This window comes from Peribacillus cavernae (assembly GCF_003989135.1).
Classification (GTDB): Bacteria; Bacillota; Bacilli; order Bacillales; family DSM-1321; genus Peribacillus; species Peribacillus cavernae.
The window spans coordinates 120,886-141,212 of sequence record NZ_RYZZ01000001.1 but is presented as its reverse complement, the minus strand read 5'-3'; the positions used below and the strand labels follow the sequence as shown (position 1 = coordinate 141,212).

Sequence of the window (20,327 nt, the reverse complement as noted above, 5' to 3'; positions counted from 1 at the left end):
GGTGCAAGAAATTGAGTTCCTTTGATAAAACGATGAAATTCAATTTTCCGGAAGAACCATTTGAGAGAGACGTCAAAGAGGTACTTTTTCAAGTGTATGAGGCTCTCCAGGAAAAAGGGTACAACCCCATCAACCAGATTGTCGGCTATTTGCTTTCTGGAGATCCCGCTTATATTCCACGCCATCATGATGCCAGAAATATCATCCGTAAATTAGAACGGGATGAAATTATTGAGGAATTAGTTAAATCGTATTTAAAGCACCATCGTGAGGGTCAGTAATGCGTACAATGGGACTTGATTTCGGTTCGAAAACCATTGGAGTGGCAATTAGCGATGCAATGGGATGGACTGCACAAGGTTTGGAAACAATTAAAATCAACGAAGCAAAGAAAGAATTTGGTTTGACGCGTCTGAAAGAAATCATCAGTGCAAATGAGGTATCTAAAATTGTCCTAGGTTATCCAAAAAATATGAATGGAACCATAGGGCCAAGAGCTGAAGCTAGCGAGGCTTTCGCAAAGGTTTTGGAAGCGAGATTTCATTTGCCGGTGCAGCTCTGGGATGAAAGATTGACGACAATGGCCGCTGAACGTGTTCTGCTTGAAGCAGATATGAGCAGAAGCAAGCGTAAGAAAGTCATTGATAAGATGGCTGCAGTCATGATTTTACAGGGATATTTAGACAGCCAATCAAAACTTTAATGAGGTGAATGGAATGGAACACGGTGAAAGCAATATCACAATTGTAGACGAAAACGGCAACGAGCAGCTTTGCGAAGTATTGTTCACATTTAATTCGGAAGAGTTCAAAAAGTCGTATGTGCTTTACTATCCAATCTCATCAGACACAGACGATGAGGAGATAGAAATCCATGCTTCTTCCTTCACTCCGAGTGAAGATAATCAAGACGGCGAACTGCAGCCGATTGAAACGGAAGAAGAATGGGACATGATCGAAGAAATGCTTAACACATATCTCGATGAAGAAGAAGACAAGGATTGATTGAACATCCTGGCCCCCGGCAAACAGCCGGGGGCTTTTACGTGATTATTCTTAGCTATTGACAAAGCCTGATGATATTTGACATAAATATAGAAGGATATATTGTAGGATAAAGTCTATTTTTGTGAAAATCATGAAAATCAGCACATGTTTTAGTATAATGAACAGGGTTAACAAATTGTTATATATGAAATTGGATATATTCCGGTATAGTTTCAATCCATGTGCCATGCATGAAGGGGGTATGAAAATGGATCATCAAGATAAAAAAGAGGACTCAAAAAAGGGTTATATAAGGGAAAAAATGCTTGAAAGGCAGGGAGAAGCCAGGGTTGTCAGAAAGGTTATCCTGATTGCCTCTTTGGCGATAGTTATTCTCGCTGCTATCTTAGGAATAGGCGGTTATTTCTATATTAAGTCGGCCCTCGAGCCCCTGGATCCAGATAAAAGGGAAGTCAAATCAGTCGAAATCCCGATCGGTTCATCGATAAGCGGCATCTCTGCGATTCTTGAGAAAGAAGGAATTATTAAAAACGCCAAAGTATTCAAGTATTATATTAAATTCCGGAATGAAGAAGGCTTTCAGGCGGGAAAATACAATTTGGCTCCATCGATGACATTACAGGAAATTGTCGACAGCATCAAAAAGGGCAAAATCATGCAGAATGCTGCGCTGAGCATCACGATTCCTGAAGGGAAACAGCTTGTCCAGATTGCCGGAATTATTGCGGCAAAAACAGGCCAAAAAACGGATGATGTCTTCAACAAATTAAACGATAGAGCCTTCATCAAAAAAATGCAGGCTGGATACCCAGACGTGTTGACGGATGAAATCTATAACAAAAATGTATTATATCCATTAGAGGGATATTTATATCCGGCAACCTACTCTTTTTACGAGGATAAACCGGACATAGAAAAGATTGTTTCTGAGATGTTAAAAAAAACAGAGTCAACGCTTATTGAATATAAGGATGACATGGACAAAAAGAAGTATTCCCCGCATAGATTGCTTACAATCGCTTCTTTAATCGAGGAAGAAGCGACAGGCAAAGTCGACCGCACTAAGATTGCATCGGTTTTTTATAACCGCTTGAAAGCGGGCATGCCGCTGCAGACAGACCCGACCGTCCTGTATGCGAAAGGCCAGCATCAAAAAAAGGTCCTTTATAAAGATTTGGAAGTTGTTTCACCTTATAATACTTATAAAAACAAAGGGCTGACACCAGGTCCGATTGCAAATGCAGGCAAGGTATCGATCGATGCCGCTTTACAGCCGGACAACACTAAATTTCTGTATTTCCTGGCAACCTCAAGCGGTGAAGTTCTATATTCTGTTTCACTTGATGAACATAATCGCAAGAAAACAGAACATATTACAAGCAAACAGTAGCAACGTTTTTCTTTTAAAGAAAAGAATGTATAACTTCTTGCGCTTTTCTTAAAATCCTTCGGGAGGAAATGAAACATGAACGAAAAGATCGAAAATTATCTACATTCGCTGATCCCTCCAAGAGAGGGGCTATTCGCAGAAATCGAACAGTATGCGAAAGATGGTAAGGTGCCAATCATGGAACCAGAGGGAATCGAGGCGCTTTTGCAAATTATCAGGTTGAGCACACCGAAAGCGATATTGGAGGTAGGGACAGCAATTGGCTATTCCGCTTTACGAATGGCCGAAGCTGCCCCTGGTGCCAAAATCGTTACCATCGAAAGAGATCAAGAGCGAATTGACAAGGCAAAGGAATACATTCAGAAGGCTGGAAAGCAGGATCAAATCATTCTGCTCGAAGGCGATGCCCTTGAAACAGCCGGACTTGTAAAGGAACACAGCCCATTTGATGCGATTTTCATCGATGCCGCCAAAGGGCAATATGGGCGCTTCTTTGAACTGTATGAGGTGTTTTTGCAGAGTAACGGTATAATCGTTACCGATAATGTATTATTCAAGGGCCTGGTAGCTGAAGAAGAGGCAGCCATTGAACCGAAACGAATCCGCAGCCTGGTCCGGAAAATAAAGAAGTATAATGCATGGGTAATGGCCCATCCCAACTACGACACGGTGATCCTGCCGATTGGAGATGGTGTTGCCATCAGTAAACATAAAGGTGAAAGAGTATGAGCAGCAAATGTTGGGGAACCATAGCAAACAGACTAAATATTGCCGCTGCATAAACAATTCATTGAGCCGACAAAGCGTTATGGCGATATTATCATCCCTGAGGGCGGGCACAACCATGTCGCCAGCGATTTAATGGTCACAAAAATACAAACAATTCTTGAACAAAAGTCATTTTTGTAATAACATGACATAAAATAAGGTGCGCGCCCTTTGAGAGGACGCGCAGCTTTCTATCTTCGCTTTGGCCAGGAGAAAGCTTCCTGCTGAACAATAAATGTGTCAGCGCTGTTCATGTTTAAGCGAATACACTACATAAACTTAAACCGCGAGGCATTAGGCTCGCTGTAAAGACTAGAAGGAGTGAAGGGTTTTGGCTATGGAAAAAGTGTTTCCGATGACAAAAGAGGGAAAAGGAAAACTAGAACAAGAACTCGAACAATTAAAAATGGTAAAAAGAAAAGAAGTTGTTGAAAGAATTAAAATTGCCCGCAGTTTCGGGGACTTATCCGAAAATTCCGAATACGATTCCGCCAAGGAAGAACAGGCTTTTGTTGAGGGCCGGATTACAACGCTTGAAAACATGGTTCGCAATGCTAAAATTATTGAAGAAGATAAAATGGATTCAGATACCGTCTCTTTAGGAAAATCTGTAACATTTGTCGAGCTTCCAAACGGTGATAAAGAAACCTATATAATCGTTGGAAGTGCAGAAGCCGACCCATTTGAAGGCAAAATTTCGAACGACTCTCCTATTGCGAAAAGCTTGCTTGGGAAAAAAGTTGGCGACTCCGTAGCTGTTCAAACACCGGGCGGAGAAATGAGAGTCAAAATCGTTACCATCAGCTAAAATAAAAGCAACTCACAGCAGCGGCCCATTTGTGGCCGCTGTTTTCATTATTTGGAGCCCAAACCTGATGTTTTGTTACTGTAAACAGGGTACGGTTGTTTTAAAAATCTGCATACCGTCAAGACTGTTTATGAGGTGGTCGGATGATAAGCAGAAGAATGAAAGGAATGGGTATTTTCCTGATAGCGCTGCTAATTATGTTAGTTGCAAGGCTTGTGCAGGTCCAGCTGGTGAGTACGGAATCATTTTCAAAACACCATATTAATCTAATGGAGGCAAGCGTCAACCAGAGGTCACAGGTGCTTACACTCGATGACGGCCGGGGAGAGTTTTATGACCATAATGGGGATGCGCTTGCCCATGAAGAAATCCCGACGCTGATCCTTTTTCCATTTCTAAAAAAAATGACCTGGCCTTCAAAAAAGGTTGCCGATATTATTGGAGTTCCTGAGCGTGAAATCATCGAGGCCATTGAAAAGGCTGAAAAACCATTTCCGTTTGGCGGCGGCACAAAACCGATAGAACTCACACCCGCACAGAGCACCTCCATCAATGAATTAAAAGTACCGGGTGTTTTTGCAGTGCGGGAAAAATTTTATGACGGAGAGATTCCTGCTGCGCAATTAATCGGGACAACAACTAAATCCGAGGCGGTGAAAAAACAGTTTTATCCGGACAAGGAGCTATCACACGAAACCAGGGTCGGCAGCAATGGGCTGCAAAGGACCTTCGATGAGTTCCTTTTTTCAGAGGGGGATTCCAAGCTAGTTTTTCATGTAGACGGCTTTGGCGGTCCATTGTTCGGTGTGGACGTCAAGTATGTGGAACCGGCAAATCCTATGTATCCTGTAAAGATTAACACGACCCTGGATAAAACCCTGCAGGACACAGCTGAACAATTGGCTGACGAACATAAAATCACAAAGGGCGGACTTGTTTTACTTGATATTGAAACCAATGAAATAAGGGCACTAGTTTCGAGGCCAAAAGCGAATAAGAATAACGCGGAGGATAACGGCAATAAGAATATGATGCTAAAGCGGGAAACTCCCGGGTCGATCTTTAAGACGATTGTAGCGGCTGCAGCAGTTGATTCCGAAGCGGCAAAAAATTCGAGGATGTTTAATTGTAACGTAAAAATAGATGGCAAGCCGGACACGGAGCATAATCTTGGTCTGCTTAATTTCAGACAAAGTTTTTCCAGAAGCTGTAATCGGACGTTCGCGGAATTAGCCCAGGAAATGGCCGATAAAAACCCTGAGATTCTTGATGTATACGCGCGCAAGCTGGGTATCAAAGGCAAGTCCGGCTGGAGTGACCGGGTATATCATATCGACCCATTCAACCAGCTTGACAGGGAAGAAACCGGAGTCATATGGTTAAACGATGATCTGAAAAAAGATAAAAAAATGGTAGCTAAAACAGCTATCGGCCAGCAGGATGTACAGGTCACTCCGCTGGCCATTGCCAATATGATGGCAACGATTGCCAGGGGAGGAGAGAAAAAGATGGTGAAGGCTGTAAGCAAGGTGGAATTCAATAACGGCACGACCGTTTTTGATTTTCCAGATAAAAACTTGGCTGGCGATACGATTTCTCCCTATACGGCGATGAAGCTTCAGGAGCTTTTAAGAGGTGTCGTGACCGATCCAAAAGGAACTGGAGCCTATTTAAAGGATTTGCCTTATGAAGTCGCCGGAAAATCAGGCACGGCCCAAACGAATATTAAAAATAAGGAATTGAACAAATGGTTTGCAGGATATTTCCCTTATAAATCACCAAAGTATGCTCTTGTCGCCGTTAGCTATGATACGAATGACAGTACGCCCGGTATGACAAGGATATTTGCGGACATGGTAAAAGAGATATATAAAATGGATAACCCCGACAAACTTTATGGGCAGAAAGAATGAATTATCCCGGGCATTGCATTAGGATAGATATCGCTTCTATCTGAAGTGGTAACGTGATAAAATGAAAGCTGATAAAGTTTTTGTTGGGAGGAACATATCCATGAATAAGGATCAACATCCCTTACATTCGGCTTCACGATCTAACAGAAAAGACAAACAGCGAAAAGTCAATAAAGTTTATAATATTTCCATTGTCGTTGTCTCGCTGTTGATTGTGGTTGTCGGGATTACAATTTTTTTTGGCAGCAGTGGAGATACCGCGACAGAAACCGCCTCTTCTGAAAACAATTCGGCAAAACAGACAAACAGGGACAACAAAGAAACTTCGAGTGCCAGTGAGGCAGATAAAGCAAATCCTGAAACAGACAAGGAAGGACAAGCTGATTCCGAAAAAACGTCTGTAGAAGAAGATATTCAAAAGCAGGATGCAGCCGAAGCTGAAGCGGAGAAAGAGAATGCTGAAGCAGAGGAAGATAATGCTGAAGCGGAGGAAGACAATGCTGATTCCAAAGTTGGAGAGCCGATTGGCACATCCCAAACAGGAAAGCATACGACCTCTTTTGAAAAAGGTTCTGCCGATTGGAATGAGATGACCCAGGCGATGGCGTCGGCCACTGGCCTTGACCAGGCTAATATGACGATTTGGTGGCTCGGAAACGGCGGATCCCCAAATACGGCAACGGGGACTGTTTCGGCAAAAAATGATCCAAAAAAATATCGTGTAAACCTCGAATGGGTGGATGGCGCCGGGTGGAAGCCTGTCAAAGTCCAATAACAGAACTAAAATAAAAAAAAGGCCCCCTGACCAACGATGGTGCAGGGGGTTTTTCTTATCTCTTCGCTTTAAAATGAACCACCGCACTGTAGAATCTTCTTCCCTCTTCGGTAACGTGCATTTGATGGGATACATGGTGGACCTCAAGCAGGATAGCTTTATTTGCTTCAATCTGTGACTGGATTTTTTCCTCCAGCACTTTGATTGATTCCACTTCGAAAAATTCTATTTTATCCTGGATCAAATCCAGTTGAAAATTCATACCTCATTCCCCCGCTTTTCACTTTATCCTTCTATTTTAGCCTACTCTACCTAATGGTGAAACCCTCTTGAATGGTAAATGTTTATACTTACCTTTATTTCACGCTGATGTTCCATGCATTATCTTTATTAGGTGAGCAAAATAATGAAGCTATGTTTATTGGAGATAGTGATAATTAAAAACTGGTGGTAAAATAGTGTTTGCAGATACGATATATCAATCAAACAGCGCATATCATCTGCAGGCGATTGATAATGCAAAAGCAGCTGGTTTCTATTCTTTGGAGAAGGATTTGCAAACGGAATATTATACGACCATCCCGTTTTTGCAAAATGTGCTTGAAGAGAAATAACTTTGATGTATCCTTTGACCGGCGCAATTCTTTTGTCAGGATTATGGAGGCCGAAAAACGATAGGAAGAGGTAGTAGCAATGAAACTTGCCATAATTGGAGCAATGGAAGAAGAGGTAACAATACTAAGAGAAAAAATGGAGGATTTGGAACAAGTAACAATCGCTGGATCCGAATTTAATACCGGAAAAATAAATGATGTAGATGTCGTTCTTTTGAAATCAGGGATCGGCAAAGTGAATGCAGCGATGTCCACAGCGATTTTATTGGAAAAGTTTAAGCCGGATGCAGTTATTAATACAGGTTCAGCCGGAGGATACCTGCCTTCGTTACATGTAGGGGATGTTGTCATTTCGACAGAAGTGCGCCATCATGATGTTGATGTGACGGTGTTTGGCTATGAATATGGCCAGGTGCCGCAAATGCCGCCGGCGTTTTTATCTGATAAGAAACTTCTTAAGATAGCTTGGGAAGCTGCCGGTGAGATTGAAGATATTCAAGTGGTAAAAGGCTTGATCGTAACAGGTGACTCGTTCATGAATGACCATGACAGGGTTGAATTTGTCAGAGGGAAATTCACGGACTTATATGCTGTGGAGATGGAAGCGGCTGCTATCGCACAGGTAGCTTATCAATTCAAGGTTCCCTTTGTGATTATCCGTTCTCTTTCCGATATTGCCGGTAAAGAGTCAAATATCTCTTTTGATCAGTTCCTGGAAACTGCCGCTCTTCATTCCTCGCAACTGATCCTAAAGATGATTGAACGTATAAGGTAAAACTTCTTGGTAAGGTGCGAATCGAAATGAAGGTAATCCAAAGCATCGATGAGTTAATAGGGGACACGCCCTTGATGGAAATCACACATTTCCAGCTTCCCGCAGGAGTGAGGATTTTGCCAAATTGGAATACTTTAATCCTGGCGTCAGTGTCAAGGATCGATTGCTTCAAGCACACGCTTCGATTCCACATGAGCGCCGAGCCGAGCTTGGCATCCGCATTTCAGTCGGGCTTGAAGACGCCGGGGATTTAATTGATCACGCACTGGAAGATTAATATTTCCCAAGGGCAATCCTTCTTTTAAACCATTACAAATCAAGGATTTTCATTCTCATAAGAGTTATTTCCCAAGATTTACAGCCCTACTTGCTAGGCGATTTATGATAGAATGATAATAGTTGTTTGTAAGTTTAACAGAAGGTGCAGGTGGTTTTGTGAAGAAGCAAAAGACAAAAGCGTCTCCAATGCGTGAGAAAATGGTTGACTTTAAACGTTTTGCAGTGATATTGCTATGTGTTAGCGCTTTTTTCTATCTTGGCAGTGTCATTCCTTCTGCAGGAAAAACGATGATTGGCACATATGTCAATATGGGAGCAACCATCGTGTTTATCATGGCATCGATCATTTTCTTTATACTCTCATCCAAATATAAAAAGATTCTCGCTGAAAATGATGAATCTTTATTAAAATAAGCATAGAGCCTGAAAACCTATATAGGGTATTTCAGGCTCTTTTTTTTGAAAAAAATGGCGCTAAAAGAATTGGATAATGACATTGAATAGTTATCCCCGAATACATTAAGTGATATGGGTGAGAAGATCACGCTTTTGTTCGAAGAAATCATTTTATCGTTATAACCGTAGTTTCAGCATGCAATTTCTTGAACAAATCTCTGTTTGACGAAATTTATATAAAAAAAAGGCAGATTAATGGTTTACAAATATGTAAGCTTTGGATATACTTACCATTATAAGATAAAATCTGCAAAGGAGGTCGAAGAAAATGACTTATGCTCACACAATTTCATGTCCCGCTTATCCGACTGAATTAACTTCATATTCCTATACACACATTTTCGACCTGAACGGTGCAGATTTCATTTAACCAAGGATGTTTTATTTAAATGATGATGCAGACTATACCGGCCGCAGGAAGAAGCGTGTATCCTGTGGCCTTTTTATATCCATTGCCGCAGGAGTGCTTTCTCTTCTGCGGCTTTTTTGTGCCCAATTTTAGAATCGGTCTGCTTCACAATGAAGGAGGTGATATATATGACGCTGAATATGCTATTTTTTATCATTACAATCAAGAAACAAAAAATGACGGCTGAAGAATACTTACATCAGGAAACAGTTAAAAAGATTCATGGCGAAAATAGGGATAAAACAATCATGTACCGGAACTTTTAACAACAAATAACCAACAAGGGGTGGAGATAAATATGAAAGATGTATCGTGGAAAAGAAGGGCTGCCTATCGGACCGGATGAACACTGATTAAGGGAGGTGAAAACTATGACACTAAACATGCTGTTTTTTACAATCACGATCAAGAAACGAAAAATGACGGCTGAAGAATATTTGCACCAGCAAAACATTAAAAAGCTACGAGATGAAATCATTGATAAAACATTGTTTTACCGTAATTTCTAATTTGAAATCAATCCGAATCGCAAATAACCGAAAAGGTGGAGATGAATATGAAAATGGAAAATACAATCAAGGGAACAAGAGGCTGCTTATGGGATCAGAAGGATACCGGCTAAATGAAGGGATCTGTCTTTGTTGAAGCGGACGGTGTGAAGTGTAAGGAACTGGAAGTTGTCCATCGCAAGTCTAAATAATGTGGAAGCCTATATAAAATGGAGTGTTAAATCGGGATGATTTTAACACTCTATTTTATTGATAAAAAAATGATTATGAAAACTAAGTGAGAGGGAGTTCAATACATGATCTTCTTGATTTCTCTCATATTTCGCCTCGGATCTCTTCCTACCGGTTTTTAGACAATACGGCCGGAAATATTCCTACAGCCCTTAATTCCTCCCTGCTCAAAATTCTTTTGGTACAGACACAATCAAGCCTCCGTGAGCATAGGTTTTAACATAGGCAATCGTCCAGAGGAAAATAGCGGAGGTGGAGGCATGCCAGATCTTTTAACAGCAATCGGTTATTTGGCAAAGGAGTTCTACTTATTAGTATCATACGTTAAGAATAATGCGTTTCCCCAACCATTGTCCGCAAAAGAGGAACGAAAATACTTACAGCTAATGGCCGAGGGAGACAGCGGTGCGAGAAATATGCTGATTGAGCATAACCTGCGGCTCGTTGCACATATTGTCAAAAAGTTTGAAAACACTGGCGAAGACACAGAAGATTTAATTTCAATCGGCACGATTGGGCTGATCAAGGCAATCGAAAGCTATTCCGAAGGCAAGGGGACGAAACTGGCTACATATGCTGCCAGATGTATTGAAAATGAAATCCTCATGCATTTACGGGCTACGAAGAAGACAAAGAAAGATGTCTCGCTTCATGATCCGATCGGCCAGGATAAAGAAGGGAACGAGATCTCACTCATTGATGTGCTTAAATCGGAATCAGAGGATGTTGTCGATACGATTCAGTTGAATATGGAAATTGAAAAAGTGAAACAGTTTATCGATATTCTCGATGACAGGGAAAAGGAAGTCATTATTGGGCGGTTCGGCCTTGACTTAAAAAAAGAAAAAACCCAGCGCGAGATAGCGAAAGAACTTGGCATTTCCCGCAGCTATGTATCCCGGATTGAAAAACGGGCATTGATGAAGATGTTCCATGAATTTTACCGCGCGGAAAAAGAAAAAAGAAGAGGATAGGCGATCAGGAAAACGGCTTTCGAAAATCGGAGGCTGTTTTTCATTTGAAAGGGATGCAAGTAAAATAATCTGCATCCCCAAAAAGTCATTTATTTCGGTGGAAAACTCTTTCAAGAAATGGAATAATTCAGAATAAAACGATATACTGTACATATTAAATAAGGAGGCAATATTGATGACATATTCTTTGACATGGGACTTGGACGTTTTTTTCAAGGGAGGAAGTTCTTCTGAGGAATTCTCTTTATTTCTAGAAAGTTTAAATCAGGATATTAAAAACTTCGACGCGGTAGTGAGCGGCTGGAGAGTGCGCTCTGAGGAAAAAGATCAGCACTTACTGATTAATATCATAGAGCTTTTTGCAAAGACAGGGACCGAGATGCGCCAGGCGGGTGCGTTTATCAGTTGTCTTGAAGCACAAAATACAAAGGATGCCAAAGCACACGGGCTTCGCGCACAGGTAACGCAATACTCAGCTGCCTTCCAGGACGCACTGACAAAGCTTGATCAAAAGCTTGTCCAGCTTGATGAGGAATTTTACCAAAAAATTCTTAAAACACCACCTTTGGACGAACTACATTACATATTGAATGAAAGACGGGAAAGAGCAAGAAGAAAACTGTCGGTTGAAGAAGAATCATTGATTAACCAGCTGGCTGTAGACGGCTACCATGGCTGGAGCCAGATGTACGATACAATTGTCGGATCGATCAAGATCCCATTTAAGGAAAATGGTGAAATAAACCAGCTGTCTGTCGGCCAGGCCGCAAATAAGTTCTCTGATCCTGATCGAAATGTCAGAAGGGGAATCTTTGAAGCCTGGGAAAATGCCTGGGGGGAAAAAAGCGAAGTTCTTGCTAGAACGCTAAATCATTTGGTAGGATTCCGTTTAAGTATCTATGAAAAAAGAGACTGGCAGAATGTTTTACAGGAACCTCTTGAGATTAACAGGATGCAAAAGGAAACCCTGGAAAGCATGTGGGAGGTTATTGCCAACAATAAGGAACCGCTCGTGAAATTCCTCAATCGCAAGGCAGAACTGCTGGGCGTTGAGAAATTGAGCTGGTATGACCTGGATGCGCCACTTCCATCTTCTGCGGCACAAAATGTTATGCGATATGAAGATGGCGCTGAATTCATTCTCAAGCATTTCTCGAAATTCGGGAGCAGGCTTGCAGCGTTTACAAAAACAGCATTTGAAGACAGCTGGATTGAGGCAGAAGACAGGCAAAATAAAAGACCCGGCGGATTTTGCACAGGTTTTCCTTTAAATGAGCAATCGAGGATTTTTATGACTTATTCCGGGACTCCTTCAAATGTATCAACCCTTGCCCACGAATTAGGGCATGCATTCCATTCGTATGCCCTAAAGGACATTCATCCGCTTAAGCGTTCTTACGCGATGAATGTAGCTGAAACGGCTTCTACGTTTGCCGAGATGATTGTTTCCGATGCTGCAGTGAAGGAAGCGAAGGATGATGCGGAAAAGCTCGCCCTGTTGGAAGACAAAATTCAGCGAACTGTTGCATTGCTTATGAATATACACGCCCGTTTTCTTTTCGAAACGAGCTTCTACGAGGAAAGAAAACAGGGAATGGTAAGCGCCGCGAGATTGAATGAAATTATGATAGAAGCACAAAAAGAAGCATATGGAGATGCGTTGGCGGAGTATCACCCCTCATTCTGGGCATCCAAGCTCCATTTTTATATCACCGGCGTGCCATTTTATAATTTCCCATATACGTTCGGGTTTTTATTCTCGCTTGGCATCTACGCGAAAGCACTCGAAGAAGGAGAAGGATTCGAGGAGAAATATATCGCTTTACTTCAGGATACCGGCTCCATGACGGTCGAGGACCTTGCCAAAAAACATTTAAAAACAGATTTGACAGGAAAGGACTTCTGGGTGCAAGCTGTAGGTGCCTGCCTGAAGGATATCGAAGAATTTTTGGAGCTTACGGACAAGTCTAACAAGGAAGCATAAAAAGGAAATGCCCTCCACTTTATGTGGAGGGCATTTCCTGTCACAAGAGATCGTCTTAAACTTTTCGAATTCTAAATGGACTGACCATTAAAAAAGATAAGAGAATTATTAATGATAAGAAAAGTACCGGGTGAAAGTGCGGTATCGCCAAAAAGCTTAAAGTGGCAAGGCAGCCGGCTGCTGTGATTGGCAATCCGGTAAAGTACCCGTTATTCTCCGAGATATTAAACCGGGCCAGACGGAAGGCGCCGCAGCCGATATAGAATACAGTAAAGAAAGTTCCCGGTGCACCGAACTCATGAAGAATTCCCTGATAGATTAATAGAGCAGGAGCCACCCCAAAAGATATGATATCGCACATCGAATCGAGCTGTTCACCAAGCTCTGATTCACAGTTAAACTTTCTGGCAACCATGCCGTCAAACCGATCGGCGAGCGCCGCGAGGAAGATCAACAGTAAGCTTAAATGTAACTCGCCATTTATTGCGGCAATGATAGCAAATCCCCCGAGGGACAAGTTTGCAAGCGTAATAATGTTAGCTGTTTGTGATTTCAGCTTTTTAATGGTATGGTCTAGCACGTCTGATAACATCAATTTATTCACTCCTCTCGCGAAATAGTAAAGATTAGCTTGAGGCCAAAAGTCCTCCTCCTGTTGGCGATGACCGCGGTGAGGCGGTCGGGTTCCCTGCAGCCAATGGGCGGTTGACATGCTTTTTTGTGTTACGTTTCTATCAAAGCAGCTAATCGTCAGTTTTTAAAAAGTTTTTAGCCACTGACGGATATAATACTTTATTATATAATAATATTTTATACCATACATTTTATGCAAGAGGTTTGTAAATTATTTTAGTAACGGTGGTGTTCGTGTTTGTTTCAGTCCTTATACCGTATGTTCATTGAACTGACAAATGGGAGACTCTCTTCAGGGGCATTAAGGAGATTCAGCTGCTCGAAATGGAGCAGGCCATTGATTTCAAGCTATGCAAATGCCTATAAACTCAATAAAGGTGAAATAGATGGTGAAATCGACACATTTATGACTCTTCATGATTTATTTACAAGAAGATTAAAAGCAGGTGCCAGGGAGATTGACGATCATGTCTCGGCGGTTGTCAGCCCTGTGGACGGAGTGTTGGAGGATTTTGGTGAAGTCACAAGCGAAAGCCGGATTTCTGTAAAAGGAAAAGTATATTCAATCAAAGAAATGCTCGGCGCTGATACCGCCGTATCGAAGTATATCGGCGGCAAATATATGGTTTTGTATTTAAGCCCTAGCCATTATCATCGTATCCATGCACCCGTCGAAGGGAAAGTCGTGGACCGGTGGGTAATCGGCAAGAAGTCATATCCGGTAAATAGCATGGGCATGAAATATGGACGGTCGCCGCTGTCTAAAAATTACCGGAATATCACAGAGGTGCAGCATGGCAGCGGACACGTCGTAATTGTGAAGGTAGGTGCGATGTTTGTGAATTCCATTGTCATAACCGACGAAGCAAAATCGCTTTCTAGAGGCCAGGAATTTGCTTATTTTAGTTTTGGCTCCACCGTTGTTTTGCTTTTTGAAAAAAATACTTTCAAAATTGCTGAAAGTAAATCGGTTCCTTCCGACGTCCGCGTTGGTGAAAAAGTTGGGTATATAATGAAGGAAAGCCAAAAGGAAGGCTAAAGCAAAAAAGCTGGCTCAGGTAGCCAGCCCCGCATATGAGAAATCAGAAAATGGCATTGATTTTGTGGGTTAGCGAGCGCCGGTGGATTTCGGTCTCAATAAGGCGAATAAAATCGACGCTTAAGTTTAATTTACGTGCCTTGAAATAGGATTCGATTAATAGATCATCTGATAGTTTATTCATAAACAGCCTAATGGCCAGTCACCTCCATTATTTTTTCAGAAAGGCATAATTTCCACTTTCTGAACATAAATTGGTAAGTCAGCCTTGTTGTACTCTTACTTTATCAAAAACAACCCAATAGAACAATCGTTCTGTTATCCACATGAGAAAGTGGATAACCTGTGGTTAAGTTGTTTATAAACTATAGGTATCTTTTTAAATCAGTATGTATAATGTGCATAACCTTATCCACAAATGCGGATGTCCAAAATTTTGTCGAAAAATTTATTTTTTTCCGCTTGTAAATATAGATTTTTTCATGTGGTTGTCTAAGGAAATATATACAAAGAATTTACTTATTGGTATACTTTGTTTTTCTTGGTTTTTTTGAAAGAATTTCGATATGATGGATACGGAAAATCTGTTGGAAAACATTGAGGTGTGGAACTTGCTTGAATTATTTTTGCCGAGTCAACATGTAAAAAGCATATTTGACATAACGCCCGAAACCCTGCAGGAAAAGGGGGTCAAAGGGATTATTACTGATCTTGATAATACGCTTGTCGAGTGGGACCGTCCTTCGGCAACGCCGAAACTGATACAGTGGTTTGAAAACATGCGCGCTCATGGGATTTTAGTGACCATTGTGTCAAATAATAACGAAAACAGGGTGAAGTCGTTTTCTGATCCACTGAAAATACCATTTATTTTTCAGGCCCGAAAACCGATGGGGAAAGCTTTTAGGAGAGCTATTAAGAATATGGGTTTAAAAAGGGAAGAAACCGTTGTAATCGGCGATCAGTTGTTAACGGATGTATTAGGAGGCAATAGAAATGGCTTTCGGACTATTTTAGTTGTACCTGTCGCCAGGACTGATGGACTTATTACAAAGTTCAACAGAAGGATTGAAAGAAGGATTTTAGCGTTTTTTAAACGAAAAGGCATGTTAGAATGGGAGGATCCGAATGAATGAGCAATCATGATATCGAATGCATGGGCTGCGGCGTTAAGGTACAAACGGAAAACCCGAACGAGTTGGGTTATGCGCCTGCTTCAGCGTTGGAAAAGGAAAGTATCATTTGCCAGAGATGTTTTAAACTCAAGCATTACAACGAAGTGCAGGATGTATCTTTGACAGACGATGACTTCTTAAAAATATTAAATGAAGTGGGCCGGACCGATTCCCTGATTGTTAAGATTGTTGATATTTTTGATTTTAACGGGAGCTGGCTGCCGGGACTTCACCGTTTTGTCGGAAATAATGATGTACTGTTGATTGGAAATAAGGCTGACTTGCTGCCTAAATCCGTCAAGCATAATCGAGTCATCCATTGGATGAAAGAGTCCGCAAAGGAACTGGGATTAAACCCGATCGATGTCCTGCTTGTCAGTGCTGATAAAGGCAATTATATTCGGGAAGCGGCTGAAGCGATTGACCATTACCGGCGTGATTTGGATGTATATGTTGTCGGTTGTACGAATGTCGGCAAATCGACTTTTATCAACCGTCTGATCAAGGAAGTAACCGGTGAAGGGGACATCATTACCACGTCCCATTTTCCTGGAACGACTCTTGACACAATTGAAATCCCGCTGGATGACGGCAAAGCTTTAATTGATACTCCCGGAATTATCAATCACCATCAAATGGCCCATTTTGTGGATAAACGCGATCTAAAGGTGATCACTCCCAAAAAGGAGATCAAGCCGAAAATTTATCAGCTGAATGAACAGCAAACGCTATTTTTTGGCGGACTAGCGCGGCTTGACTACATCGCCGGAGGAAAAAGATCTTTTACTTGTTATATTTCCAATGAATTGGACATTCACCGCACCAAGCTTGAGAAAGCAGATGAATTATATAAAAACCATGCCGGGGAGATGCTTACGCCTCCTCGTTTAGAGCAAATGGACGAGTTTCCGGAACTGGTTAGACGGGAATTTACAATAAAAGAGGGAAAAACGGATGTTGTCTTTTCCGGTCTTGGCTGGGTTACAGTCAATGAACCAGGGGCAAAGATTGCTGCCTATGTTCCAAAAGGTGTGAACATCATGATCCGTAAATCGTTAATCTAATGGCTGGTGAAAAGAATGCATAAAATATATGGGGTAATCGGAGATCCAATTGAGCACTCGATGTCACCTACTATTCATAATGATGCGTTTAAGACGCAAAATATAAAGGCAGCTTATCATCATTTTCATGTGCAAACCGAAAATCTTCCGGATGCGGTCAGGGGGATGAAAGCAATCGGCGTTTCCGGATTTAATGTCACGATCCCCCACAAGGAGGCTGTCATTCCGCTGCTTGATGAAGTGGAAGAAGTGGCTCTTGCCATAGGTGCCGTTAACACAGTAGTGAATAGAGACGGGAAATTCATCGGTTATAATACGGATGGCAAGGGCTTTTTAAAAGCTCTTAGAGATCAATATCATTACACTCTGGCAGGCAAAAAGATTCTCATTATCGGAGCGGGCGGTGCGGCAAGGGGCATTTATTTTACCCTTGTAAAGGAAAGCATTCATCTTATCGATATAGCGAACCGCACCCCTGAAAAAGCGGAGAATCTTATCGCTGAATGCCCGTATGAAAAAACTTCGTGTGCGCTTTCGATAGCAGAAGCAGAAAAATCTCTCGGGGAGTACGATGTCATCATCCAAACAACATCAGCGGGGATGAGCCCGAACATGGAGGCTGCACCAATTAAGATCGAACATATAAAAAAAGGCGCTTTTGTCAGCGATATTATTTATAATCCGCTGCAGACAAAATTCCTGAAGGAAGCAGAACAGCACGGGGCAGCCATCCAAAATGGCTTGGGGATGTTTGCCCACCAAGCTGCCTTTGCTTTTGAAATTTGGACAGGGGTTAACCCGGATACAGAAAGAATGAAACAAATCGTGCTCGACAAACTAGGAGGAAACAGATGTTAACTGGCAAACAAAAACGATTTTTACGGTCAAAGGCACATCATTTTAACCCGATTTTTCAGGTGGGCAAGGGCGGTATCAATGAAAACCTGATTAAACAGCTGGATGATGCGCTTGAAGCACGTGAACTTTTAAAGGTCAGCGTTCTTCAAAGTTGTGAGGAAGACCGGGACACCGTCGCTGCGTCCCTTTCTAAGGGTGCACGGGCCGAGCTGGTCCAAATTATCGGAAATACGATTGTACTGTATAAAGAATCAAGGGAAAATAGACAAATCAAGCTCCCATAAGGCAGGGAAAAGCAATGAAGCAAATCGGGATTCTTGGCGGCACGTTTGACCCGCCGCATATTGGCCACCTGGTTATCGGAAATGAAGTACTGGACAGTTTACAACTTGATGAAGTCAGGTTTATGCCCAATCATGTTCCGCCCCATAAGAAAAAAACGCTTGATGTGACAGACGCGGACAGGATTGCCATGCTAAATTATGCGATCGAAGGCAATGAATTTTTTGCCATAGAAAAGATTGAGATCGAACGGAAAGGAACCTCCTATACGTACGATACGATCCAACTGCTTCGGCAAAGGGAGCCTGACCATGCATTCTCTTTTATCATTGGTGCCGATATGATTGAGTATCTGCCAAAGTGGCATAGAATTGATGAATTGATGAAGCTCATCAGGTTTGTCGGCGTAAAAAGGCCGACTTATAACGAGGTTACGGACTACCCGATTACAATGGTTGAAATTCCGGAGATGTTGATATCATCATCAAAAGTCCGTGAAAAAGTAAGAAATGAAAAGACGGTCAAATACCTGCTTCCTGAGAAAGTGATAACCTACATTGAGGAGAATGATCTGTATGAATCGTGAGGAAGCGCTCCGCTTAGTGAAAACGCAGATAACCGAGCACCGTTATCAGCATACTTTGGGCGTCATGGAAACCTCAATCGCCTTAGCCGAAAGATATGGAGCCGACCAGAAGAAAGCCGAATTGGCGGCGATTTTCCATGATTATGCCAAGTTCCGTGCCAAGGATGAAATGAAGGAAATCATTGCTTCTCAAAAGATGAATCCGAATTTACTCGCGTTTAACTCCGAATTGTGGCATGCCCCAGCCGGCGCATACCTGGTTGAAACAGAAGCCGGTGTAACCGATCGTGAAATTCTCGATGCGATCAGATACCATACATCCGGGAAGGTGAAGATGGCGCTGCTAGATAAAATTGTTTTTTTAGCTGATTACATCGAACCAGGCAGGGCGTTCCAAGGGGTGGATGAGGTTAGGAACACGGCAAAAGAGAACCTCGACCTTGCCGTAATCGAAGCGTTGCGGAATACAATATTTTTTTTAATGAAAAGAAATCAGGCGGTTTATCCCGATACATTCGAGGCCTATAATGACCTTATCCTAAATAGCAAGGAGAAGATTCAATGACTGAAAGAGAGCTTCTAATTACTGCTGCAAAAGCGGCAGACGACAAAAGGGCCGAAGATTTGATTGTGTTAAATATGAAAGGTATTTCGCTTGTTGCCGATTATTTCTTGATTTGTCACGGAAATTCAGATAAACAGGTGCAGGCGATTGCCCGCGCAATGAAGGAAAAAGCGGAAGAACAAGGCTATCCGGTAAAACGGATGGAAGGTTTTGACGAAGCAAAATGGGTACTTGTTGATCTCGGCAATGTGGTGGCCCACGTTTTCCACCGCGACGAAAGAAGCTACTATAACCTGGAGCGTTTATGGGGAGATGCACCGACAGAAGACCTGCAGAGTGAATTAAGTCAATGACATATGAACGCTTTGCCTATGTGTACGATGTACTGATGAAAGAAGCTCCCTATGAGAAATGGCTGTATTTGCTCATAACGAGAATGGACCGTTATCAAATAGATGGCAGGGAAGTTCTCGATCTTGCTTGCGGTACCGGGGAATTCACCATTGAACTGGCCAAACACGGCTTTACCGTATCAGGGGTGGATTTATCTGAGGAAATGCTGGCCGTGGCAAATGGAAAAGCAGTGAGGCAAGGCTTGAATATCCCGCTCTATCGGCAGAACATGGCTGAACTTGACGGCCTCGGTGCCTATGATTGTGTAACGATTTTTTGCGATTCGCTTAATTATGTACGTGAGGAAGGGGACATCCCGCGCACATTCAGGCAAGTGCACAGCCATTTAAGAGATGGCGGCCTGTTTATGTTTGATGTCCATTCGATTTTTAAAATGGAACATATATTCCAAAACCATACATTCGCTGTCAATGACGAGGAAGTTTCCTATATATGGGACTGCTTTCCTGGAGAAGAGCCGTATAGTGCAGAACACGATTTAAGCTTTTTTGTCCTTGACAGGGAAAGCGGGCTTTATGACCGCTTTGATGAATTTCATTATCAACGTACATATCATACTGAACAATATCAGAAGTGGCTTGCGGAATCGGGTTTTGAGTTGTTGGAGGTTCTTTCTGATTTAGATGAAAAGCCTGTCCACGAAAAAACAGAAAGAATTCTATTCATAGCACAAAAAAAATAAGAAGCCGTTTGAAGTGAATGTGCATGGAGGCTCTTCCAACTGGACGAGTTTTTTTGCACAAACACTAAACGGTTCTTTTTTTTAAAAAAAATTTTTTAAAAAAATCTTGAGCCTTTAGGAGGATACTATCCATTTAC

General features: G+C 42.1%; 27 protein-coding genes and 2 pseudogenes. 26 read left to right on the top strand and 3 right to left on the bottom strand.

What is annotated here, in order from left to right; genetic code table 11:
* Nucleotides 1-11: 11 nt before the first annotated feature.
* The 9 genes and pseudogenes from ELQ35_RS00750 to ELQ35_RS00710 all read left to right on the top strand — a co-directional run bounded on the left by ELQ35_RS00750 (nt 12) and on the right by ELQ35_RS00710 (nt 6,661).
* Entirely contained in the window at nt 12-281 is a 270-nt protein-coding gene (locus tag ELQ35_RS00750) for an IreB family regulatory phosphoprotein (RefSeq protein ID WP_126862946.1), read from the top strand.
* A complete protein-coding gene (gene ruvX / locus ELQ35_RS00745) occupies nt 281-703 on the top strand; it encodes a Holliday junction resolvase RuvX (RefSeq protein ID WP_185861596.1) in 423 nt (140 codons plus the stop codon). The genes ELQ35_RS00750 and ruvX overlap by 1 nt, the downstream gene beginning before the upstream one ends.
* A gap of 13 nt (nt 704-716) precedes the next feature.
* The gene (locus tag ELQ35_RS00740) at nt 717-1,004 is read left to right on the top strand and encodes a DUF1292 domain-containing protein (RefSeq protein ID WP_126862945.1); all 288 of its coding nucleotides are present in this window, start codon (nt 717-719) and stop codon (nt 1,002-1,004) included.
* Between the two features lie 250 nt (nt 1,005-1,254).
* Nucleotides 1,255-2,397 (top strand): endolytic transglycosylase MltG, encoded by a 1,143-nt coding sequence (gene mltG / locus ELQ35_RS00735; protein ID WP_126862944.1) that lies wholly within the window; start codon nt 1,255-1,257, stop codon nt 2,395-2,397.
* A gap of 75 nt (nt 2,398-2,472) precedes the next feature.
* The gene (locus tag ELQ35_RS00730; RefSeq protein ID WP_126862943.1) at nt 2,473-3,126 is read left to right on the top strand and encodes an O-methyltransferase; all 654 of its coding nucleotides are present in this window, start codon (nt 2,473-2,475) and stop codon (nt 3,124-3,126) included.
* Between the two features lie 36 nt (nt 3,127-3,162).
* A pseudogene (locus ELQ35_RS00725) lies at nt 3,163-3,306 on the top strand (uridine kinase); the annotation flags it as partial.
* A 190-nt stretch (nt 3,307-3,496) separates the two neighbouring features.
* Nucleotides 3,497-3,973, top strand: a complete 477-nt coding sequence (gene greA, locus ELQ35_RS00720) for a transcription elongation factor GreA (RefSeq protein ID WP_126862942.1) — start codon at nt 3,497-3,499, stop codon at nt 3,971-3,973.
* A 143-nt stretch (nt 3,974-4,116) separates the two neighbouring features.
* The gene (locus ELQ35_RS00715; protein WP_126862941.1) at nt 4,117-5,886 is read left to right on the top strand and encodes a peptidoglycan D,D-transpeptidase FtsI family protein; all 1,770 of its coding nucleotides are present in this window, start codon (nt 4,117-4,119) and stop codon (nt 5,884-5,886) included.
* Nucleotides 5,887-5,986: 100 nt separating this feature from the next.
* Nucleotides 5,987-6,661, top strand: coding sequence for a YrrS family protein (locus tag ELQ35_RS00710; RefSeq protein WP_185861595.1), 675 nt, complete (start codon nt 5,987-5,989; stop codon nt 6,659-6,661).
* Between the two features lie 55 nt (nt 6,662-6,716).
* Here ELQ35_RS00710 and ELQ35_RS00705 read toward each other — a convergent pair whose 3' ends face one another.
* Nucleotides 6,717-6,923: a DUF2536 family protein gene (locus tag ELQ35_RS00705; RefSeq protein WP_126862939.1), complete on the bottom strand. Its 207-nt coding sequence runs from the start codon at nt 6,921-6,923 to the stop codon at nt 6,717-6,719.
* Between the two features lie 196 nt (nt 6,924-7,119).
* On the opposite strand from ELQ35_RS00705, the gene ELQ35_RS22430 reads away from it, so the two are divergent.
* From ELQ35_RS22430 to ELQ35_RS00670, 8 genes and pseudogenes are all read left to right on the top strand, one after another.
* Nucleotides 7,120-7,275 carry a hypothetical protein gene (locus tag ELQ35_RS22430; protein ID WP_185861594.1) on the top strand — a complete coding sequence of 52 codons (156 nt, stop codon included), beginning with the start codon at nt 7,120-7,122 and terminating at the stop codon, nt 7,273-7,275.
* Nucleotides 7,276-7,354: 79 nt separating this feature from the next.
* Nucleotides 7,355-8,050: a 5'-methylthioadenosine/S-adenosylhomocysteine nucleosidase gene (gene mtnN / locus ELQ35_RS00700; protein WP_126862938.1), complete on the top strand. Its 696-nt coding sequence runs from the start codon at nt 7,355-7,357 to the stop codon at nt 8,048-8,050.
* 26 nt (nt 8,051-8,076) lie between these two features.
* A pseudogene (locus ELQ35_RS22425) lies at nt 8,077-8,216 on the top strand (cysteine synthase); the annotation flags it as partial.
* A gap of 233 nt (nt 8,217-8,449) precedes the next feature.
* Nucleotides 8,450-8,743, top strand: coding sequence for a YrhC family protein (locus tag ELQ35_RS00690; RefSeq protein WP_246025916.1), 294 nt, complete (start codon nt 8,450-8,452; stop codon nt 8,741-8,743).
* A 579-nt stretch (nt 8,744-9,322) separates the two neighbouring features.
* Nucleotides 9,323-9,460: a YrzI family small protein gene (locus ELQ35_RS00685; protein WP_126862937.1), complete on the top strand. Its 138-nt coding sequence runs from the start codon at nt 9,323-9,325 to the stop codon at nt 9,458-9,460.
* Between the two features lie 105 nt (nt 9,461-9,565).
* Complete coding sequence (locus ELQ35_RS00680; RefSeq protein WP_126862936.1) at nt 9,566-9,703, top strand: YrzI family small protein; 138 nt, start codon at nt 9,566-9,568, stop codon at nt 9,701-9,703.
* A gap of 491 nt (nt 9,704-10,194) precedes the next feature.
* A complete protein-coding gene (sigK, locus tag ELQ35_RS00675; RefSeq protein ID WP_126862935.1) occupies nt 10,195-10,908 on the top strand; it encodes an RNA polymerase sporulation sigma factor SigK in 714 nt (237 codons plus the stop codon).
* Nucleotides 10,909-11,083: 175 nt separating this feature from the next.
* Nucleotides 11,084-12,892, top strand: coding sequence for a M3 family oligoendopeptidase (locus ELQ35_RS00670; protein ID WP_126862934.1), 1,809 nt, complete (start codon nt 11,084-11,086; stop codon nt 12,890-12,892).
* Between the two features lie 55 nt (nt 12,893-12,947).
* On the opposite strand, the gene pssA is transcribed toward ELQ35_RS00670, so the two are convergent.
* The gene (gene pssA, locus ELQ35_RS00665) at nt 12,948-13,487 is read right to left on the bottom strand and encodes a CDP-diacylglycerol--serine O-phosphatidyltransferase (RefSeq protein ID WP_126862933.1); all 540 of its coding nucleotides are present in this window, start codon (nt 13,485-13,487) and stop codon (nt 12,948-12,950) included.
* Nucleotides 13,488-13,763: 276 nt separating this feature from the next.
* Between pssA and ELQ35_RS00660 the strand changes: the two genes are divergently transcribed.
* Nucleotides 13,764-14,564, top strand: a complete 801-nt coding sequence (locus ELQ35_RS00660; RefSeq protein ID WP_126862932.1) for a phosphatidylserine decarboxylase — start codon at nt 13,764-13,766, stop codon at nt 14,562-14,564.
* A 43-nt stretch (nt 14,565-14,607) separates the two neighbouring features.
* On the opposite strand, the gene ELQ35_RS00655 is transcribed toward ELQ35_RS00660, so the two are convergent.
* On the bottom strand, nt 14,608-14,748 hold the full coding sequence (locus ELQ35_RS00655) for a sporulation histidine kinase inhibitor Sda (RefSeq protein WP_126862931.1): 141 nt from the start codon (nt 14,746-14,748) through the stop codon (nt 14,608-14,610).
* A 385-nt stretch (nt 14,749-15,133) separates the two neighbouring features.
* On the opposite strand from ELQ35_RS00655, the gene ELQ35_RS00650 reads away from it, so the two are divergent.
* Genes ELQ35_RS00650 through ELQ35_RS00615 form a run of 8 tightly spaced genes read left to right on the top strand, consistent with a single transcriptional unit; the run spans nt 15,134 to nt 20,190 of the window.
* Complete coding sequence (locus ELQ35_RS00650; protein WP_370873411.1) at nt 15,134-15,700, top strand: YqeG family HAD IIIA-type phosphatase; 567 nt, start codon at nt 15,134-15,136, stop codon at nt 15,698-15,700.
* Nucleotides 15,697-16,803: a ribosome biogenesis GTPase YqeH gene (gene yqeH, locus ELQ35_RS00645; RefSeq protein ID WP_126862930.1), complete on the top strand. Its 1,107-nt coding sequence runs from the start codon at nt 15,697-15,699 to the stop codon at nt 16,801-16,803. Before ELQ35_RS00650 ends, yqeH begins: the two co-directional genes overlap by 4 nt.
* Nucleotides 16,804-16,818: 15 nt before the next feature.
* Nucleotides 16,819-17,661, top strand: a complete 843-nt coding sequence (aroE, locus tag ELQ35_RS00640; protein WP_126862929.1) for a shikimate dehydrogenase — start codon at nt 16,819-16,821, stop codon at nt 17,659-17,661.
* The gene (gene yhbY, locus ELQ35_RS00635) at nt 17,655-17,945 is read left to right on the top strand and encodes a ribosome assembly RNA-binding protein YhbY (protein WP_126862928.1); all 291 of its coding nucleotides are present in this window, start codon (nt 17,655-17,657) and stop codon (nt 17,943-17,945) included. The genes aroE and yhbY overlap by 7 nt, the downstream gene beginning before the upstream one ends.
* A 14-nt stretch (nt 17,946-17,959) precedes the next feature.
* Complete coding sequence (locus ELQ35_RS00630) at nt 17,960-18,529, top strand: nicotinate-nucleotide adenylyltransferase (protein WP_126862927.1); 570 nt, start codon at nt 17,960-17,962, stop codon at nt 18,527-18,529.
* Nucleotides 18,519-19,094 (top strand): bis(5'-nucleosyl)-tetraphosphatase (symmetrical) YqeK, encoded by a 576-nt coding sequence (gene yqeK, locus ELQ35_RS00625; protein WP_126862926.1) that lies wholly within the window; start codon nt 18,519-18,521, stop codon nt 19,092-19,094. The genes ELQ35_RS00630 and yqeK overlap by 11 nt, the downstream gene beginning before the upstream one ends.
* Nucleotides 19,091-19,447, top strand: a complete 357-nt coding sequence (gene rsfS, locus ELQ35_RS00620; RefSeq protein WP_126862925.1) for a ribosome silencing factor — start codon at nt 19,091-19,093, stop codon at nt 19,445-19,447. Before yqeK ends, rsfS begins: the two co-directional genes overlap by 4 nt.
* The gene (locus ELQ35_RS00615; protein WP_126862924.1) at nt 19,444-20,190 is read left to right on the top strand and encodes a class I SAM-dependent DNA methyltransferase; all 747 of its coding nucleotides are present in this window, start codon (nt 19,444-19,446) and stop codon (nt 20,188-20,190) included. The genes rsfS and ELQ35_RS00615 overlap by 4 nt, the downstream gene beginning before the upstream one ends.
* The last annotated feature ends 137 nt before the right edge of the window (nt 20,191-20,327 follow it).

What these genes read in the sequence shown, in the direction of transcription:
- ELQ35_RS00705 (WP_126862939.1), bottom strand. Translation starts at nt 6,923, where the DNA reads ATGAATTTTCAACTGGATTTGATCCAGGATAAAATAGAATTTTTCGAA.
- ELQ35_RS00715 (WP_126862941.1), top strand. Translation starts at nt 4,117, where the DNA reads ATGATAAGCAGAAGAATGAAAGGAATGGGTATTTTCCTGATAGCGCTG.
- yhbY (WP_126862928.1), top strand. Translation starts at nt 17,655, where the DNA reads ATGTTAACTGGCAAACAAAAACGATTTTTACGGTCAAAGGCACATCAT.
- ELQ35_RS00740 (WP_126862945.1), top strand. Translation starts at nt 717, where the DNA reads ATGGAACACGGTGAAAGCAATATCACAATTGTAGACGAAAACGGCAAC.
- aroE (WP_126862929.1), top strand. Translation starts at nt 16,819, where the DNA reads ATGCATAAAATATATGGGGTAATCGGAGATCCAATTGAGCACTCGATG.
- ruvX (WP_185861596.1), top strand. Translation starts at nt 281, where the DNA reads ATGCGTACAATGGGACTTGATTTCGGTTCGAAAACCATTGGAGTGGCA.
- ELQ35_RS00655 (WP_126862931.1), bottom strand. Translation starts at nt 14,748, where the DNA reads ATGAATAAACTATCAGATGATCTATTAATCGAATCCTATTTCAAGGCA.
- ELQ35_RS00685 (WP_126862937.1), top strand. Translation starts at nt 9,323, where the DNA reads ATGACGCTGAATATGCTATTTTTTATCATTACAATCAAGAAACAAAAA.
- ELQ35_RS00630 (WP_126862927.1), top strand. Translation starts at nt 17,960, where the DNA reads ATGAAGCAAATCGGGATTCTTGGCGGCACGTTTGACCCGCCGCATATT.
- rsfS (WP_126862925.1), top strand. Translation starts at nt 19,091, where the DNA reads ATGACTGAAAGAGAGCTTCTAATTACTGCTGCAAAAGCGGCAGACGAC.
- yqeH (WP_126862930.1), top strand. Translation starts at nt 15,697, where the DNA reads ATGAGCAATCATGATATCGAATGCATGGGCTGCGGCGTTAAGGTACAA.
- ELQ35_RS00680 (WP_126862936.1), top strand. Translation starts at nt 9,566, where the DNA reads ATGACACTAAACATGCTGTTTTTTACAATCACGATCAAGAAACGAAAA.
- sigK (WP_126862935.1), top strand. Translation starts at nt 10,195, where the DNA reads ATGCCAGATCTTTTAACAGCAATCGGTTATTTGGCAAAGGAGTTCTAC.
- yqeK (WP_126862926.1), top strand. Translation starts at nt 18,519, where the DNA reads ATGAATCGTGAGGAAGCGCTCCGCTTAGTGAAAACGCAGATAACCGAG.
- ELQ35_RS00650 (WP_370873411.1), top strand. Translation starts at nt 15,134, where the DNA reads ATGGATACGGAAAATCTGTTGGAAAACATTGAGGTGTGGAACTTGCTT.
- ELQ35_RS00730 (WP_126862943.1), top strand. Translation starts at nt 2,473, where the DNA reads ATGAACGAAAAGATCGAAAATTATCTACATTCGCTGATCCCTCCAAGA.
- ELQ35_RS00615 (WP_126862924.1), top strand. Translation starts at nt 19,444, where the DNA reads ATGACATATGAACGCTTTGCCTATGTGTACGATGTACTGATGAAAGAA.
- ELQ35_RS00670 (WP_126862934.1), top strand. Translation starts at nt 11,084, where the DNA reads ATGACATATTCTTTGACATGGGACTTGGACGTTTTTTTCAAGGGAGGA.
- mltG (WP_126862944.1), top strand. Translation starts at nt 1,255, where the DNA reads ATGGATCATCAAGATAAAAAAGAGGACTCAAAAAAGGGTTATATAAGG.
- mtnN (WP_126862938.1), top strand. Translation starts at nt 7,355, where the DNA reads ATGAAACTTGCCATAATTGGAGCAATGGAAGAAGAGGTAACAATACTA.
- ELQ35_RS00710 (WP_185861595.1), top strand. Translation starts at nt 5,987, where the DNA reads ATGAATAAGGATCAACATCCCTTACATTCGGCTTCACGATCTAACAGA.